The 15,488-nt window shown below is 69.2% G+C and carries 15 protein-coding genes; 4 read left to right on the top strand and 11 right to left on the bottom strand.

The window, feature by feature from the left end:
• A partial coding sequence (locus AB1609_04285) for a Na/Pi symporter (GenBank protein MEW6045688.1) occupies positions 1–628 on the bottom strand: 628 nt, incomplete at its 3' end.
• On the opposite strand from AB1609_04285, the gene AB1609_04280 reads away from it, so the two are divergent.
• The 4 genes from AB1609_04280 to AB1609_04265 all read left to right on the top strand — a co-directional run bounded on the left by AB1609_04280 (position 605) and on the right by AB1609_04265 (position 5,503).
• Entirely contained in the window at positions 605–2,014 is a 1,410-nt protein-coding gene (locus AB1609_04280; GenBank protein MEW6045687.1) for a lipid-A-disaccharide synthase-related protein, read from the top strand. The two genes, AB1609_04285 and AB1609_04280, sit on opposite strands and share 24 nt — an antisense overlap.
• Positions 2,015–2,155: 141 nt before the next feature.
• Positions 2,156–3,289, top strand: coding sequence for an O-antigen ligase family protein (locus AB1609_04275; GenBank protein ID MEW6045686.1), 1,134 nt, complete (start codon positions 2,156–2,158; stop codon positions 3,287–3,289).
• Positions 3,282–4,235 carry a glycosyltransferase gene (locus AB1609_04270; protein MEW6045685.1) on the top strand — a complete coding sequence of 318 codons (954 nt, stop codon included), beginning with the start codon at positions 3,282–3,284 and terminating at the stop codon, positions 4,233–4,235. The genes AB1609_04275 and AB1609_04270 overlap by 8 nt, the downstream gene beginning before the upstream one ends.
• On the top strand, positions 4,235–5,503 hold the full coding sequence (locus AB1609_04265; protein ID MEW6045684.1) for a glycosyltransferase family 4 protein: 1,269 nt from the start codon (positions 4,235–4,237) through the stop codon (positions 5,501–5,503). Before AB1609_04270 ends, AB1609_04265 begins: the two co-directional genes overlap by 1 nt.
• Here the strand turns inward: AB1609_04265 and AB1609_04260 are convergent.
• The 10 genes from AB1609_04260 to AB1609_04215 form a co-directional block, all read right to left on the bottom strand.
• Positions 5,416–6,288, bottom strand: a complete 873-nt coding sequence (locus AB1609_04260; protein MEW6045683.1) for a response regulator transcription factor — start codon at positions 6,286–6,288, stop codon at positions 5,416–5,418. The two genes, AB1609_04265 and AB1609_04260, sit on opposite strands and share 88 nt — an antisense overlap.
• Positions 6,285–7,514: an NrfD/PsrC family molybdoenzyme membrane anchor subunit gene (nrfD, locus tag AB1609_04255; GenBank protein MEW6045682.1), complete on the bottom strand. Its 1,230-nt coding sequence runs from the start codon at positions 7,512–7,514 to the stop codon at positions 6,285–6,287. Before nrfD ends, AB1609_04260 begins: the two co-directional genes overlap by 4 nt.
• The gene (locus AB1609_04250) at positions 7,511–8,413 is read right to left on the bottom strand and encodes a 4Fe-4S dicluster domain-containing protein (protein MEW6045681.1); all 903 of its coding nucleotides are present in this window, start codon (positions 8,411–8,413) and stop codon (positions 7,511–7,513) included. Before AB1609_04250 ends, nrfD begins: the two co-directional genes overlap by 4 nt.
• A gap of 184 nt (positions 8,414–8,597) precedes the next feature.
• The gene (locus AB1609_04245; GenBank protein ID MEW6045680.1) at positions 8,598–9,455 is read right to left on the bottom strand and encodes a response regulator transcription factor; all 858 of its coding nucleotides are present in this window, start codon (positions 9,453–9,455) and stop codon (positions 8,598–8,600) included.
• Complete coding sequence (locus AB1609_04240) at positions 9,445–11,151, bottom strand: ATP-binding protein (GenBank protein MEW6045679.1); 1,707 nt, start codon at positions 11,149–11,151, stop codon at positions 9,445–9,447. Before AB1609_04240 ends, AB1609_04245 begins: the two co-directional genes overlap by 11 nt.
• Before the next feature lie 76 nt (positions 11,152–11,227).
• The gene (locus tag AB1609_04235) at positions 11,228–11,500 is read right to left on the bottom strand and encodes a hypothetical protein (protein ID MEW6045678.1); all 273 of its coding nucleotides are present in this window, start codon (positions 11,498–11,500) and stop codon (positions 11,228–11,230) included.
• Entirely contained in the window at positions 11,497–12,291 is a 795-nt protein-coding gene (locus AB1609_04230) for an ATP-dependent Clp protease proteolytic subunit (protein MEW6045677.1), read from the bottom strand. The genes AB1609_04235 and AB1609_04230 overlap by 4 nt, the downstream gene beginning before the upstream one ends.
• 95 nt (positions 12,292–12,386) lie before the next feature.
• On the bottom strand, positions 12,387–14,057 hold the full coding sequence (locus AB1609_04225; protein MEW6045676.1) for a ribonuclease J: 1,671 nt from the start codon (positions 14,055–14,057) through the stop codon (positions 12,387–12,389).
• Positions 14,058–14,104: 47 nt separating this feature from the next.
• Positions 14,105–14,995 carry a 4-hydroxy-tetrahydrodipicolinate synthase gene (gene dapA, locus AB1609_04220; GenBank protein MEW6045675.1) on the bottom strand — a complete coding sequence of 297 codons (891 nt, stop codon included), beginning with the start codon at positions 14,993–14,995 and terminating at the stop codon, positions 14,105–14,107.
• A gap of 5 nt (positions 14,996–15,000) precedes the next feature.
• On the bottom strand, positions 15,001–15,488 hold a 488-nt coding region (locus tag AB1609_04215; protein MEW6045674.1), incomplete at its 5' end, for an ACT domain-containing protein.

Here is a 15,488-nt window from a genome sequence, read left to right as displayed (position 1 = left end):
CTGAGCTGGAAACGACCGTGCTGCTCTGCACGAGCCCGGTCACCGCCCACCCCACCCAAAACGCCCGGCCCACCGGGTTGCCGCCCTCCCGGCCGAGCGACGCCAGGCGCTCAGCGACCAGCGGCCCCGTCGAGGTCCCGATGAGTTGCAGGCCGGAGAGGAAGGCACCCAGGCTGAACACGGCCAGCGCCGCCGGACGCCTTCCAGCGACGACGAACGCTACAAGCCCCCCCGCCATGAGGATGAGACCTGCGGCCGGGAGCCGGAGGGCCACGAGCTGCGCGGTCGCGGTGGTTCCCACGTTGGCGCCGACGATGACGAACAGCGCCTCGTCAAGGGCCAGGGCCCCCGCCTGCGACAAAGCGAGCACCATGACCTCGACCGCGCTGGAGCTGTGCAGGAACGCGGCGGACGTAGCGCCCGCGACCACGAGCCGCAGGGGCTGGCCCCGAACGGCGGCAATCCACCGCTCCATCCACCGTCCGGCCGCGCCCCGCACGGAAAGGTACCCGAGGCGGACGCCGGCAATTGCGAGCACCAGGCCGCACGCCAGCCCGACGAACTGCCCCACAAACCCTACCGTACGGAACAGCGTGGTCTCCCTATGCTGAACAGCTTTCTGCCCCACGCCGGCGCGCTCTACGGAGCTTCGCCTTTGCCGGCCGCGCCCGGCGTAGTAGAATGGCGGCCGGGGTTCATCTTGACCAAGGGCGCGAGTACAGGCATCCGGCCTCCAACGCTGCTCTTCTTCAGCAACGGCCACGGCGAGGACGCGGTGGGCGCCGCCATCGCGGCGGAGGTGCGCTCCCTGGCGCCGGGCGTTCGGTTGCTGGGAGCCCCCATCGTCGGGAGCGGGCTTCCGTACCGCCGCGGCCAGGTCACCGTGGTAACACCCACGAAACCGGTGCCGAGCGGCGGCTTCATCGGCATCCGGAGGTTGCCGGCGGTGTGGCAGGACCTGCGAGCCGGCCTCATCCGGCTGCACCTTCGTCAGGCACTCGCTCTGCGGCACCTCGCCCCGACCGTCGACCTGGTGGTGGGCATCGGGGACCGGGTCGTGCTGTACGTCACCCGGCTGTTGATCCACCGGCCACTGGTCATGGTGGCCATTGCCGACTCGGTTCACCTGACCGGGAACCTCGAGGGGGTATGGACGTCGGCCGACCGCCGGCTCATGCGGCGCTATGCCAGGCGGGTGTTCACGCGGGACGGATGGAGCGCCGAACTTCTCCGCCGGGACGGGGTGCCGGCCGAGTTCACAGGAAACCCGATGATGGACGCCTTCGAGGGCACGGGTATTGAACTCGGGGTGAGAAGCGCTGGAGAGCCCCTGATCGGGCTCCTGCCGGGCAGCCGCGAGGAGGCCTACCGCAACTTCCGCCTCATCCTCTCCGGCGTGGCCGCGTTGCAGTCGATGGGACTCGTTCGCGCGGCGTTTGCCGCGGCCTGGCCGGACAGCCTCTCCCTGGAGCGGCTTGAGTCGCATCTTCCCGGGAGCGGCTGGACGCTTCGTCGCCCTCCTGCCCGGGGCAACGGCGGGTCGGGCCCGCATCCCGGCGGCCACGTGGCAACGCTCCACCACACGAGCGGTTCTTCCGTCGCCATCGTCACCGGGCGGTTCGGCGACATCATCAGCCAGGCCGACGTCATTGTTGGCCTTTCGGGAACCGGCAACGAGCAGGCGGCCGGGCTCGGGAAGCCGGTCGTGATCTGCCCCGGAACAGGGCCACAGGTCACGGCGGAACTGGTGCGCCGCCAGACCCTCCTGCTTGGCGAGGCCGTACGGCCGGTGGAGCCCCGCGGCGAGGCGATCGCCGCCGCCGTGCTCGAAATCCTTCGCGACCCCGAACTGCGGGCCCGCATGGGAGATGAAGGCCGGCGCCGAATGGGGCCCCGAGGCGCAGCCCGCCGCATAGCAGAGGCCGTCATCGAGGAACTGGAACGGATCCGCCCGGGATGCACCCGCATTCTGCCTGACCGGCCCGGGAAGGAAGCGCCTGCCTCAGCCTCGTAGTCCCCCGCGACCTCAAAACGCGGCGCCAACGCACAGAAGGGGAATCACGCACTGTCTGCGACCACGCATGCTTCTACAAGAGCCGTCCTGAAGGATGGGTTCTACGCCGTCGCCTTCTTGCTTTACGGGGCCGGGGCTGGTTTGGTCAGCTCGGTCCTGCTCCTGGTGGGGGCGCTTCTCTCAGGAGGCAGGCAGCCTCGCGGTCAGCGCGAACCCCGCCCGTTTCGCTGGGGACCGGCGCTATCCCGCTACGGGTATGCGCTGCCCTTCGCTGGCGTCGCCGCAGTTTCCGCGGCTTACTCGCCTTCGCCGTCGCTGGCGTGGGGCTCCGTGGCGGTTCTGGCGCTGATGGTCATCATCTTCTGGCTCTTCGTGAAGGATCCGGTGGAGCCCGGCACCATGCCGCGGTTCACGCGTCACTGGGTGTTCGGCGCGGTCGTGCTTGCCGGTGCTGCCATCAGCGGCTTTCTCCAGAACCGCACGTACGCGACCACGGTGTTCCTGGGCAAGAACGGCCTCGGCACCCTGCTTGCCATGTCGCTTCCGCTCGCGCACCTCGAGGTGCTGGCCGCCTCCGAACCCATCCTCGCCTGGGCCGGCGTTTTGCTCATCGCCACGGCGCTCCTGCTGACCATGTCCCAGGGCGGTTGGGTGGCAGCCGTCGTCGCCGAACTTGCGCTGCTGCTCCTTGGGTCCTCCCGGATGCGCCGGCAAGTGGCCATCCTCATCCTGGTGGCTGGCATCCTTGCGAGCAGCTTCGCACTGTGGGCGGCGGACAGCCGGGTGCCCGCCTACGGGATGCTCCTCAGCCGGCTCGATCCTGGGTCTTCGTCCAAGACGGAGCGGCTCCTGATCTGGGAAGGATCGTGGCGGATGTTCCGAGATCACCCGTGGTGGGGGGTGGGTCTCGGAGCGTTCAGCGCGGTCTATCCGGACTACCGGCCGCCGCAGTCCCGTGAAGGCAATGTATCGTTCGCTCACAATATCATCCTCAACTTGCTGGCCGAGACGGGGATCTTCGGGCTGTTGGGCTTCACGGTCATCGTGGCCGTGTGGTTGGGGTACGGCCTTCGGGCTGTGCGACGTGCCAAAGGTGAAGGGCGGGAACTACCGGCTGCACTGGTGGCGAGCCTGGCAGCCATGCTGACGCACCAGCTTTTCGACGGGACCCTGTGGTCTCTTCATATCGGCGTGGGCTTCTGGCTTCTGGGCGGGATGCTGTGGATGCTGGGCCGGGCGGCCGGAGGGCGAGAAGAGGCCGTCCAGCATGGGTGAGAGCCCGCTGCAGGCCAGCGTCATCATTGCCACCTACAATCGCGGGCGGGTGCTTCCCCACGTGCTCGGGGTCCTGGATCGCCAGACCGTTCCGCCTGACCGATACGAAATCGTGATCGCCGACGATGGATCCACGGACGACACCCCCCAGGTGGTCGCCAGGGAAGCAGCGCGGATACGGCCGCACGTTACCTACCTGCGGTTGGAGCACTGTGGGGCGGCTGCCGCGAGGAACGCGGCCATCCGCGCAAGCCGCGGGCAGTACCTCGTCTTCATCGACAGTGACATCATCTGCTCGCCGCAGTTTCTCGAGGAGCACCTGCGTGCCCACGAGCGGTGGAAGAACGCCGTAGTGACCGGTCCGGCGGTGCTCATCCGCTCGCTTGACGAGATCCCCAGGCGCCCGCGAATCTGGGACTGGTCGGCCGCGCCCTTTGCGGGCGGCAACGCGTCCGTGCGCCGCCAGGACGCCTTCAGGGTGGGGCTGTTCGACGAGTCGTTCGACGAACTGGGCTGGGAGGACATCGAATTCGGGATCCGCCTGAAACAAGGCGGCCTCGTGACGTGCTTCGTTCCGACCGCGGTCGGCTACCACTACAAGCCGGACCCCATCGACCCGGCCGGCGTGGCCGCCTACGCATCGTCACAGGGGCGGATGGCGGTACGCCTCGTGCGCAAGCACCCCATCCTGGAGGCGCGGATGGCCACAGGCCTCAACCCGCTGGCGATGGCCATCGACCGGCTGGCGTCGGTCTTCGACTGGGACCTGCGGCTGGCACGGTGGATCCTGAGAAAGACGGAAGGCCAGGGACACTTCTGGCTCCGGTCGGTCGCCGCCAAGCAGCTCTACAACCGGCTTTACTACAAGGCTGCCCGGGCCGCGCTGCGACAACCGGACAGACCGGCGCGAGCGGCCGAGTCGGAGGTGCGGCCGGAGTCGACGTGATGGCGGGCCAAGAGGAGCTGCGCTACGACGGCCCCGTCGTGTGGGTGGTGCCGTACCTCCAGACCGGAGGTACGGAGCACCACCTCCTCTATCTCCTGCAGGCGGTGCACTGGGCCGTCCAACCGGTGGTCCTTGGCCCGCCGGGGCCCCTGGGGGCAACTCTCGAAGCGGCGGGCGCTCGGGTGCACTACTTTCAGGACCCGAGGGGGAACTGGTGGAGAGGCCTTCGCTCGTACCTCCAATCCCTGAGCAACGCTCTGCTCCCCGAACGCTCGGGGCTTCAGGAGGGCAGGCAAGGGCCGCGCGCCGTCGTGCACGTCCACGGCGCGGCCGAACTCGCATGGCTGGCGGCCGGCCGGGTCCGCAGGGCGGGCGCCGCCCTCCTATTCACGGCGCACGGGTACTTTGGAAGCGGCGCCCCTTGGACATACCGGATAGGCTCCCATCTGCTCCGTTCGATGCGTATCCCGCTCATCGCGGTATCCGCCGACGAGGCAGCCCGGTGGGCGAAAACCGGCTTCCCCCGGGAGCAGATTACCGTGGTGCACAACGGTGTACCGGACACAACCCCAGCACCGACTGGAGAAACCTCCCTCTCACAGTTGGCGGCAAGGAACGGCTCGGGTTCCGGGTTTTCGGTATTAGGGGTTCGGGTGCCGGATGGAAGCGTCGTGGTCGGAGTCGCCGCCCGTCTCGAACCGCAGAAAGGCGTTCACGTACTGCTCGAGGCACTCCGGCTCCTGCCCCCGCGTCATCCTGAGTTCCACTGCGTCATCATGGGCGACGGCAGCGAACGGGCCCGCCTCGAGGCCCGGGTGCGCGAATCAGGGCTTGAGCAGCGGGTCTTCTTCACCGGTAAAGTCGTCGGAGCGTCCAGATGGTTCACTCAGTGTGACATCGTGTGCCTGCCGAGCCTGGACGAGGCTCTGCCTTTGTCGATCATCGAGGCGATGGCGGCGGGCTGCGCGGTGGTGGCCACGTCCGTCGGCGGCATCCCTGAGGTGGTACGGGACGGGGTGGACGGGCTGCTGGTGCCCCCCGGCGATCCCGAGGCCCTGGCCAGAGCGCTTTCCCGGCTCGCCTCCGATCCAAAGACCCGAGCCCGGATGCAGCGGGCCGCCCGGGCACGCTACGAAGAGGCGTTCACGGCACGCAGGATGGCCGCCCGCACCCTGGAGATCTACCGGAGGCTCAGTGCTGCGCCTGCCCCTAGTGCGACCGGAGCCTCCGAAAGCGGCAGCGCGGGCGACGGCCCCTCGAGCCGGTAGCCGACACCCCACAGTGCCCGGATCCGAAGCCGAGGCGGGGCTCCTGCCCTCCGCAGCTTGCGCCGCAGACGGCTGACCAGCACGGTGACACACTCCTGCGAGGCGGCCTCTTCGTCGCCCCAGAGCTTCAGCATCAACTCGTCTCGGGAGAAGACCCGTCCCGGGTTTGATGCCAGAAGCCACAGGAGGTTAAACTCCCGGCACGTCAGATCGAGGGAGCGCCCTCCCACGGCAGCCCGGCGGGTTTCACGTTCGAGCGAGAGCGGCCCGACCGTCAGGCCGTGCGCCGCAGCCTGACCTGACCGTCCCCCCGGTCCCTGGGCCACCCGGCGCGACCCCACCCGGCGGTAGATCGCGCGCAGGCGCAGCGCCACCTCGGACGGCGACAGGGGGCGGCACACATAGTCCTCCGCGCCTGCCCTCAGCGCCGCCACCCGGGATTCGTACCGGTTGTCCGAGGACGCCACCACCACGGGAAGGCGCAGCAGCCCCCGCAGCACCGGGACCCACTCACGGGCCTGGACGTCCGGCTCGCTCAGCCAGACAACGGCCAGGTCGAAGCGGGAGGCCAGGCCCTGCACCGCTCGGGTGTCGGGGCATCCGTCCTCTTCGGCTATCACCGGAAGCCCCGTGGCCTCCGCCTCAAACCCCACCCGCCGGAGAAAGCTCACCAACCGGGCGGCCTCTTCCGGCTCCGGGCCCAGCAGCAACACGCGCGGGGCCTCCCCCGCCGCCAGCAGGCCGGCCAAGGAGCCGGAAGCAGCCGGCCAGGCCCCGACCGTCATGAGGCCGGCGCCTCCACGGTCTTGCGGTGGTGCTCCGCCGCAGCCCTCTCGGGCGTGGGTTCAGCGGCAGCCTCGAAAAGCGGCCAGTGCCGTGCCACACAGTCGTAGGCCAGCATCCCGCCGGCGATGATACCGGCGGTGACCACAAACTCCAGCACGGATGGCCAGTAGGCGGACGAGGCGCTCTGGCGCATGGCGACCAGGGACGAGTCGATCCGGTTCATCAACACACCCGCCACGACCATCCACGCTGCCCAAAGGCGCACCGCACTGCGCCTGCGCAGCGACCGCACCGCCAGCAGAGCGGCCGGCACCAGCATCCCCAGCCCCACCTCGGCCGCGGCCAGGGCGCTTTCGAGGGTAACGGGGCCCATCCACGGCCCGGTCCCCCGTACGACCCAGTCGGCCACCCGCAGCGCCGCGTTCAGCACGAGCACCCACACGAGGCCCCTGGAGAGCCCCTCCATGAGGGCGGACCCCACTCGGTGCCCGTAAAACCGGCCGGCAGCCGACGCCTCCAGCTGCACCGTGGCCAGGCCGGCCGCCACGGCCGACGCGAAGTAGAAGACGGGTAGCAAGGGGGAGTACCAGAGCGGATTCATCCGGTACGGTGCGATGAGCAGCAGGCTGCCCAGCGACGACTGGTGCAGCGTGGAGAACATGACCCCCAGAATCACCAGGGGCACAATGGCGCGCCGCACCCGCCGCGCAGCCCTTCGCCACCCCAGCCCCTCGAACGCGACCGGGCTGAACTCCAGGGCCAGCACGGTGGTATAGCACATGACGCACCAGGCGACCTCGAACATCACGGAGTGCGGCTGCCACATCACTATCGGGTGCCAGATGCGGTAAGGCCGCCCGATGTCCATCAGGAGCCCTACGACCACCATGAGATACCCGAGGAACCCCGTCAGGACGGCCGGCTTCGCCAGGACCTCGTAGCGGTGGCGGCCAAACACGTGCACCCATGCCGCCACGACGAAAGCCCCTGCAGCCAGCGCCACACCGCCCATCACGTCGACCGCAATCCACCAGCCCCACGGCCAGTCGTCGCTAAGGTTGGTGCTCGCTCCCAGCCCCCACCCGAGGCGGTACACCATGGCGGCGGCACCGGACAGCGCCACTGCCCATAGAACCAGCCGCCCCCACCCGATGCTCGCGACCCGCTCCGACAGGCCGCGCAGCACCATCGTCCCAGGTGCCGCGTGCTGGGCGAGTTCCTTCATGGCTCCCGCTCCTTTCCCGCAGGGGGACGACCTGCCTCACCGGCTTCCCGTCCGCCCTCCAACCAGCGCACCGCGGCCATCAGGCCGGCCACGCCCAGCGCCACCGCGGGCACCTTCGCCATGACGGGGCGGGTGAACTCACCGGGCGCGCTCGCCCCGACCGCGGGGAACCCAAGCTTCTCGAAGGGAACGTCCGAGAGGTACAGCCACGACGTGCCGCCCGCTTCGACGGCGCCGTAGATGCGGTCCACGTAGCGGTCCGGGTGCTCCCGGATGCGCCGGCGAGCCTGCGCCACGAGTTCGGAGCGCTTTCCGAAGAGGGTGGCCCCAGTCGGGCACGCCTCGGCACAGGCCGGGATTTCTCCGGCGGCAAGGCGGCGAGCGCAGAAAGCGCACTTGGCCACCAGGGGAAGCGCCCGGTCCCACTGGTAGCGGGGGATGTGGAAGGGGCACGCGACCATGCAGTAGCGGCAGCCGATGCAGCGGTCCGCCTCGTAGGCAACAGGCCCGTCGGGGGTCTTGCGGAGGGCCGCGACCGGGCAGGCGGACGCGCACGCCGGGTCGAGACAGTGAAAGCACTGCGTTCGCACGTAGCGGACCTCGTCGGGGTGGCCCGGAACGGCGACTTCACGAACTGCCGTCCACTGCTCCCCGTCGGGCTCGGGCCGCTCCGGGTCCCCTCGCCACCCGTTGACTTCCTGGCAGGCGTACACGCAGCTACGGCACCCGATGCACTCGGTGAGGTCGACGAGCATACCGAAGGCGTCGTCCGCTGCGTCCGGCGGCGCCGCCGAGGCTCGCGCCTGCGAGGCGGCACCGCCGGCGAGCGTGAACACCACGATCCCCGCGCCCTGTGCCAGAAGCGCCCGGCGCGAGATGGGTGCTCCAGCGTGGGGCAAGCCCCGTCCCTCCCTGTTGTTAGGCACCTGTAAGCGGCGTGCTATCCGCTTACAATGCTAGGGACGGGAACTTGCCAGAAGCCTGCTCGGCGGTTGCGCTGGGCTTGCAGCAGTCTTGCAGAACTCTTGCACGCCAGGCGGGACGGGCCCCGCTCATGAGGTCATGGGCGGTACAGCAGGGCCTTCAGGAGGGCGGTGCCGGAGGCGCCGGGGTGGCCGGGCGCCCCGGCCGGATGGGCCGGGCCCGGAAGCGGTAGCCCACACCCCGCACCGTCTGGATGTATTGCGGCGCCAGCGGGTCCTCTTCGAGCTTCTCCCGCAAGCGGCTGATACAGACGGTCACGTTGGCGAGGTCCCCCGCGTAATCGCTCTGCCAGACCCGGTCCAGGATCTGGTCCCTGGTGAAGACCACCATGGGATGGCTCGCCAGGAGCCACAGGAGGTCGAACTCTCGTGCGGTGAGCTCCACCGGCTTGTTGCCGCGCCACACCATGCGGCAGTGCCGGTCGATGGTCAGCCCCTCGAAGTGCAGTACCTGATCCTCGGCCTGCCCGCCGGCCTCCTCGGCTCCCCCCGTCTCCTCCTCGAAAATCGCCGCGGGGGCCGGCTGCGGGCGTTCGCCGACGCCTTCGCCTCGCGCCCGCCTGAGCACGGCCTGGATGCGCAGCACCAGTTCCGCGAGGCTGAACGGCTTGGTCAGGTAGTCGTCGGCACCCAGCCAGAAGCCGGTGAGCCGATCCGGTTCCTCGCTGCGGGCCGAGAGGATGATGATGGGCGTCGAGGACCGCTCCCGGATGGCATGGCACACCTCGTAGCCGTCCAGGCGGGGCAGCATCAGGTCCAGCACCACCAGATCCGGCTGGAAGCTCTCGAACTTCTCCAGCGCCTCCTCGCCGTCGGCGGCCATGTCGACCTGATAGCCCGAACGCTCCAGCCTGCGGCTCACGGCCTTGAGGATGTGCGGCTCGTCGTCAACGACCAGGATCCGCTCGCCGTCCACCCGCGCCTTGCCCCCCTTGACCCTCGCTCCCTCAAGCCGCACAGCTCTGGCTCGGCTCCCCGACGGTGGGCAGCGACGGTGCCGGGGGCAGCGTGAAGGTAAAGGTGCTGCCCTTGCCCGGCTCGCTCTCCACCCAGATGCGCCCGCCGTGCATCTCCACCAGGTGCCGTGCTAGAGCCAGGCCAAGCCCGGATCCCGGGTATTCCCGCGACGCCGAACTGTCCACCTGACGGAACTTCTCGAAGATGATGGTCTGGTGCTCGGGCCGGATGCCGATGCCGCTGTCTGCCACCCGCACCTGCACGAACGGCTCCCGCTCGCCCGGCGGCAGCACCTCCACCGCGATCCACCCCCGCGGCGTGAACTTGACGGCGTTGGAGAGGAGGTTCATCAGGACCTGCTCGACCCGGTTGCGGTCCGCCTCCACCCAGACGGACTCGCTCAGGCTGCCCCGCACCACCTGCAGGCCCTTGCGGGCCGCCATCGGCTCGATGCGGCGCAGCCCCGCGTCGATCACGTCCCGCACGTCGAACCGCTCCCGGTTGAGCTGCATGAGCCCGGCCTCGATGCGGGCGAGGTCCAGCAGGTCGTTGATCTGGTTGTAGAGGCGCTGCGCGCACTCCCGGATATCCGTCAGGTACTCGCGCAAGCGGGAGTTTTCGGCGACACCCTCCTCCTCCATCAGCAGCTCCGTGAACGCCAGAATCGAGGTGAGCGGGGTGCGCAGCTCGTGGGAGACGGTCGCCAGGAACTCCGACTGGAGCTGCTGGGCCCGCTCCAGTTCCGCCTGCTTTTCGCGCAGGCGGGCGTTGGCCTCGCTCAGCCGGTGCGTGCGCTCCTGGACCCTGGCCTCCAGATCCGTGTAAAGCTCCTTGAGGGCCCCCGCCATGGAGTTCATGACCGAGGCGAGCAGGGCGGTCTCGCCGGCCGCGCCCTTCGGTGGCGGCGCCGGCGTCAGGTCCCCCGTGGCAAAGCGCGCCGCCATGGCGGTCAACTGCCCCAGCGGTGCGGTCACCTGCCGGCGCAGCAGGATGGCCAGCACGACGAGGGACAGGCCCGTCAGCAGGACGGTGAAGCGAAGCCGCCCCCGGATAGCAGACGCCACGCCGGCCTCGAACGCCTCGATGGGCACCGCGATGCTGATCGCCCCCATCAGGTCCCCAACTGCCGCAGGCCTTCCGGAGATGCGCGCCGACAGGGCGCTGCCCTGGTGGCAGCTCAGGCAGTTCTCCTCCAGGTAGATGGGCGCCACGTACCGGAAGAGGCGGGAGGGCGCGGCCCTCCCCGGCGGTGCCGGAGAGGCCGGCCCCTCGCCGGACCCGCCGTTTACGACCATCGCGAATTCGGCCACTCCGGGATCCCGCGCGAACCGCTCCAGCGCCGCCTGCTCCACGGCATCGGGCATGTGCGCCGGAAGTGAGGCTCCAACCCAGACCTCCCGCACCCGCGCCGACGAACTCGACCCGAAGATCTCCCCGACCACCCGCGCCACCGCGACGGGATCGAGGTGGTGGAACTCGCCGACCTGCGCCTGCAGCCGCTCGGTCTCGGACTGAGCCACAAAGGAGCGCACCGCCAGGAACTGCTTGGTCACGGCCCGTGCCCGGTCCGTCAGGGTCTGCTCGGCCTGCACTCGCTGGCGCCAGGCATCCCAGCCGAAGCCGGCCAGGCTCATGCCCAGCGCAACCATAGCGACGCTTCCCAGCAGGCGAACTTCCAGCCGGTCCCAAAGGTGCACCTTTTCACCGCCCGCCGGCGCCATTATACCATGGTTGTGATAGCGTTCACGAGAATGGCAGCCGGCGGGGGTGCTCTCATGCCAGAGGAAGCGTCCTCCCGGGCGCAAGGGCCGGCCACAGGTACAGGTCGGGGTCGGTGGTGATCAGCCGCTCCACCACGAGCCGCCCCGGGCGTTCGACGTACCCCTCCACCCACACCGGGACGCCGTGCCAGTGGCCCAGCGGGAGTTCCACGCGAGCACCGGCCACCCCCTCACCCGCGGCCGGTGACTGCGGACCGTCACCTTCCCCGTCGGCCGCGTGGCCCGGTTCGAACCACTCGGCAGGCAGGACGGTGTAAGGGATCACCGGGTATCTGCTCCCACTCCGGCGCCCTGGCGTTCGGCAACAAGCTCGCGCAGCTTGGTGATGGCCTGGGAGAGCCCACCGACCTCGTCCATGAGCCCTACGTTGACCGCCTCGCGCCCCACCAGCACGGTTCCCACGTCCCGCACCAGCTCGCCGGTGCGGAACATCAGTTCCCGCAGCTTCTGTTCGGTGATTCGGGAGTTGTCCACGATGAACCGGATGATGCGGTCCTGCATCTTGTCCAGGTACTCGTACGCCTGCGGCATGCCGACCAGCACGCCGGAGAGCCTCACCGGATGCACGGTGATGGTGGCCGTCTCGGCCACGAAGCTATAGGTGGCCGCCACCGCGATGGGGATGCCGATGGAGTGGCCGCCCCCCAGCACGACCGAAACCGAGGGCTTGGACAGGGTACGCACCATCTCGGCGATGGCAAGCCCCGCCTCGATGTCGCCGCCCACCGTGTTGAGCACGATGAGCACGCCCTGGACCCGGGGGCTCTGCTCCACGGCCACGAGCTGCGGGATGATGTGCTCGTACTTGGTCGTCTTGCTCTTGGGGGGCAGGCTGAAGTGGCCCTCCACCTGCCCGATGATGGGCAGCACGTGGATGCCCTGCTCGCCCGAGGGAACCGGCGAGAGCTGTCCGAGCTGGCGCAAATACTCGAGAGGGCCGGCGGCCGGGACCGGAGGCTGCTGGGCCTGACGCTCCGCGCCGTCGCCACCGCCCGGTTCGGCTTCACCCTCCCCCGTCTCGCCCAGGCCTTGCGGGATGCCCGGGTTCCACTCCAACGCAGGCCGCCCTCCTGTCCGTCAGGGGTCCGGACCTGTCCGTACACCACGCCGTCCGGGCCTGCCCGACAACCAGGAGGTAGTGTGCCCGCCTTTTAGACCTCGACCACGATGGGCAGGATCATGGGGCGCCGCTTGAGCCGCTCGTAGAAGAACTGGCCTAAGGACTCCCGCACTCTGGCCTTCATGGCTCCCCACTCGGCGCCGTCGCCCGGCCGGGTGCCGGCCAGCAGGGCAGCGCGCGCCTGCTGGCGCGCCTCCTCCAGGAGCGCCTCCGACTCCCTGACGTAGACGAAGCCCCGGGAGACCAGCTCGGGCCCCGCCAGAAGCTCGCCGGTGTGGGCGTCCACGGTCAGCACCACGACCAGGATGCCGTCCTGGGCGAGCTGGCGTCGATCCCGCAGTACGACGTTGCCGACGTCGCCCACGGACAGCCCGTCCACGAAAACCTGACCGGCCGGCACGCTCGCCCGGCGAGTCACCCGGTCCCGGGTAACCTCCAGCACGTCGCCGTTTTCCACGATGAAGATGTGGTCGGACGGGATGCCGACCTCCCGCGCCAGGCGGGCGTGCTTCACCAGCATGCGGTACTCCCCGTGCACGGGCACGAAAAAGCGCGGCTGCACCAGGCTCAGCAGAAGCTTCAGCTCCTCCTGGCTGGCGTGCCCCGAGGCATGGATTCCCTCGAACGGTTCGTAGATGACGTTGGCGCCCAGCTTGAACAGCAGGTTGATGGTGCGCCCCACCAGCCGCTCGTTGCCCGGGATGGGGTGGGCCGAGATGATGACGGTGTCGCCCGGCACGATGCTGACCAGCCGGTGGTCGCCGGACGCCATGCGGGAGAGGGCGGACATGGGCTCCCCCTGGCTCCCCGTGGTCAGGATCACCAGGCGGTTGTGGGGCTGGTGCGCGATCTCCTCCGCGCTCACCTGCACCCCGGGGGGCAGCCTCAGATAACCCAGCTCGCTTGCGATGCCTACCACGGTCTCCATGCTTCGGCCCACCACCGCCACACGGCGCCCCGTGTCCACCGCCGCGTCGATGGCCTGCTGGATGCGGTGAACGTTGGTGGCAAACGTCGCTACCAGCACCCGCCCCGGTGCCCTGCGAAACGCCTCCAGGAAGGCCTGTCCCACGCTCTTCTCCGAAGGAGTCCACCCGGGCTGTTCGGCGTTGGTGCTGTCCGAAAGGAGCACCACGACCCCCTGCTTGCCCAGTTCCGTCAGGCGGTGGTAGTCGGTGGGCCGCCCGTCAATGGGCGTCTGGTCGAACTTGAAATCCGTCACGTGCAGCACGACCCCCACGGGGGTGTGCGCCGCGACGGCCACGGCGCCCGGTATGCTGTGGTTTAGGTGGATGAACTCCACCTCGTAGCCGCCCGGGCGAAAGCGCTCGCCCGCTTTCGCCTCGATGAACGAGGGCTCGTTTTCGAGCTGGTGCTCGGCCAGCTTCGCCTTCACCAAGCCCAGGGTGAGGCGGGTGCCCAGCACCGGCACCGGGATCTCCCGCAAGAGATAGGGGAGGGCGCCGATGTGGTCCTCGTGCCCGTGGGTCAGCACCACGGCCCGGACCTTGTGGCGCCGTTCGAGGATGTAACTCATGTCGGGGATGACGAGGTCGATCCCCAGCATTTCCTCTTCGGGAAACATCACCCCGGCGTCGATGATGAGGATGTCCTTCTCCGTCTCCAGAACCAGCATGTTCTTTCCGATCTCGCCCAGCCCGCCGAGAGGAATGAGCTGGAGCGTGGGGCCGTTTGATGCCATCTGTCGCGCTTAACACCTCCGAGGAGCCAAAGGGACGCGAACTTGCCCTACCCGATCAGGCCAAGCTCCATCATAGCCTGGCGGATGAGACGCGTCTCCGACTCGGTCGCCTCCACCAGGGGTGGGCGCAGAGGTCCTGTGTTGATGCCCGCCAGCTGCAGCGCCTTCTTCACGGGGATGGGGTTGGTGGTGACGAACAGCGCCTTGAACAGGGCGAACATCTCCAGGTGGATCCGCTGGGCGAGTTCGACTTTACCAGCCATGAACGCCTCAATCATATCTCGAATTCGCCGGCCGACAAGATGGGAGGCGACGCTGACCACGCCGGCCCCTCCGACCGCCAGGATCGGCAGCGTGAGGCTGTCGTCGCCGCTGTAGATGAGAAAATCGGGCCCGGCAAGGCGGCGCACCTGGGAGACGTGGTCGAGGCTCCCCGATGAGTCCTTCAGGGCCACGACGTTTTCGATGGCGGCAAGGCGAGCGGTGGTCTCAGGCGCCAGGTTCTGGCCGGTGCGGCCAGGGATGTTATAAAGGATCACCGGCAGGCTCGTGGATTTGGCAATGGCCTCGAAGTGCCGGAACAGCCCTTCCTGCGGCGGCCGGTTGTAGTACGGGACGACGGCGAGAATGGCGTCCACACCGGTCTTCTCGGCCACCTTCGTCAGTTCGATGCTGTGCCGGGTGTCGTTGGAACCGGTGCCCGCCACGACGGCGGACCGCCCGCCGATGGCATCCACCACGGCTTTGAACATCCCGATCTTTTCGTCGTCCGACAGCGTCGGGGATTCCCCCGTGGTGCCGCACACCACCACCCCGTCGGACCCGGATTCCACCAGGCGCACCGCCAGCTCCTGGGCCGCGGCGTAGTCCACGCTCCCGTCCTGGCGCATGGGGGTCACCATCGCGGTCAACAGCCGTCCAAACCTTTCGGTGGCCATTGCGTTCACCTCTCCCTCCCCAGATCGAACTCGGAAAACAGCGCCCGGATGGCGTCGGGCAGCCGCTCGGCATCCACCAGGCAGGAGATGCTGGCGTGCGAGTCCGAGGTCTGCAGGATGTCGATCCCGGCCGACGTCAGCGCCCGGGCAATGCGCGCCATCACCCCGGGGACGCCGTGCATCCCGGCGCCCACCACCGAGACCTTGGCCAGCCCGCCGGTCAGGGCCACCTCCACGTCCTCGAACTCCGACACCGCCTCATGGACCAGCGGGGCCGCCTGCTCAGGGACGGTGAACATGAGCTGGTGCGGGCTCACCAGGATCAGGTCGATGCTGACCCCCTTGCGGGCAACCGCCTCGAGCAGGCGGGCGTTGAGGGCACCCTGGTTGAAGTCCCTGCGGCCGCTCACCACCACCTGCGCCAGCGGCGCGACGTGCGCGACGCCCACCGCCGGCCGGTCCGACCGGATCTCGATGCCGCCCCCGCTCGGGC

Source organism: Bacillota bacterium (assembly GCA_040754675.1).
Taxonomy (GTDB): Bacteria; Bacillota; Limnochordia; order Limnochordales; family Geochordaceae; genus Geochorda.
Note: the sequence above shows the minus strand (reverse complement) of the source record. Positions and strands in the feature narration are given on the sequence as shown.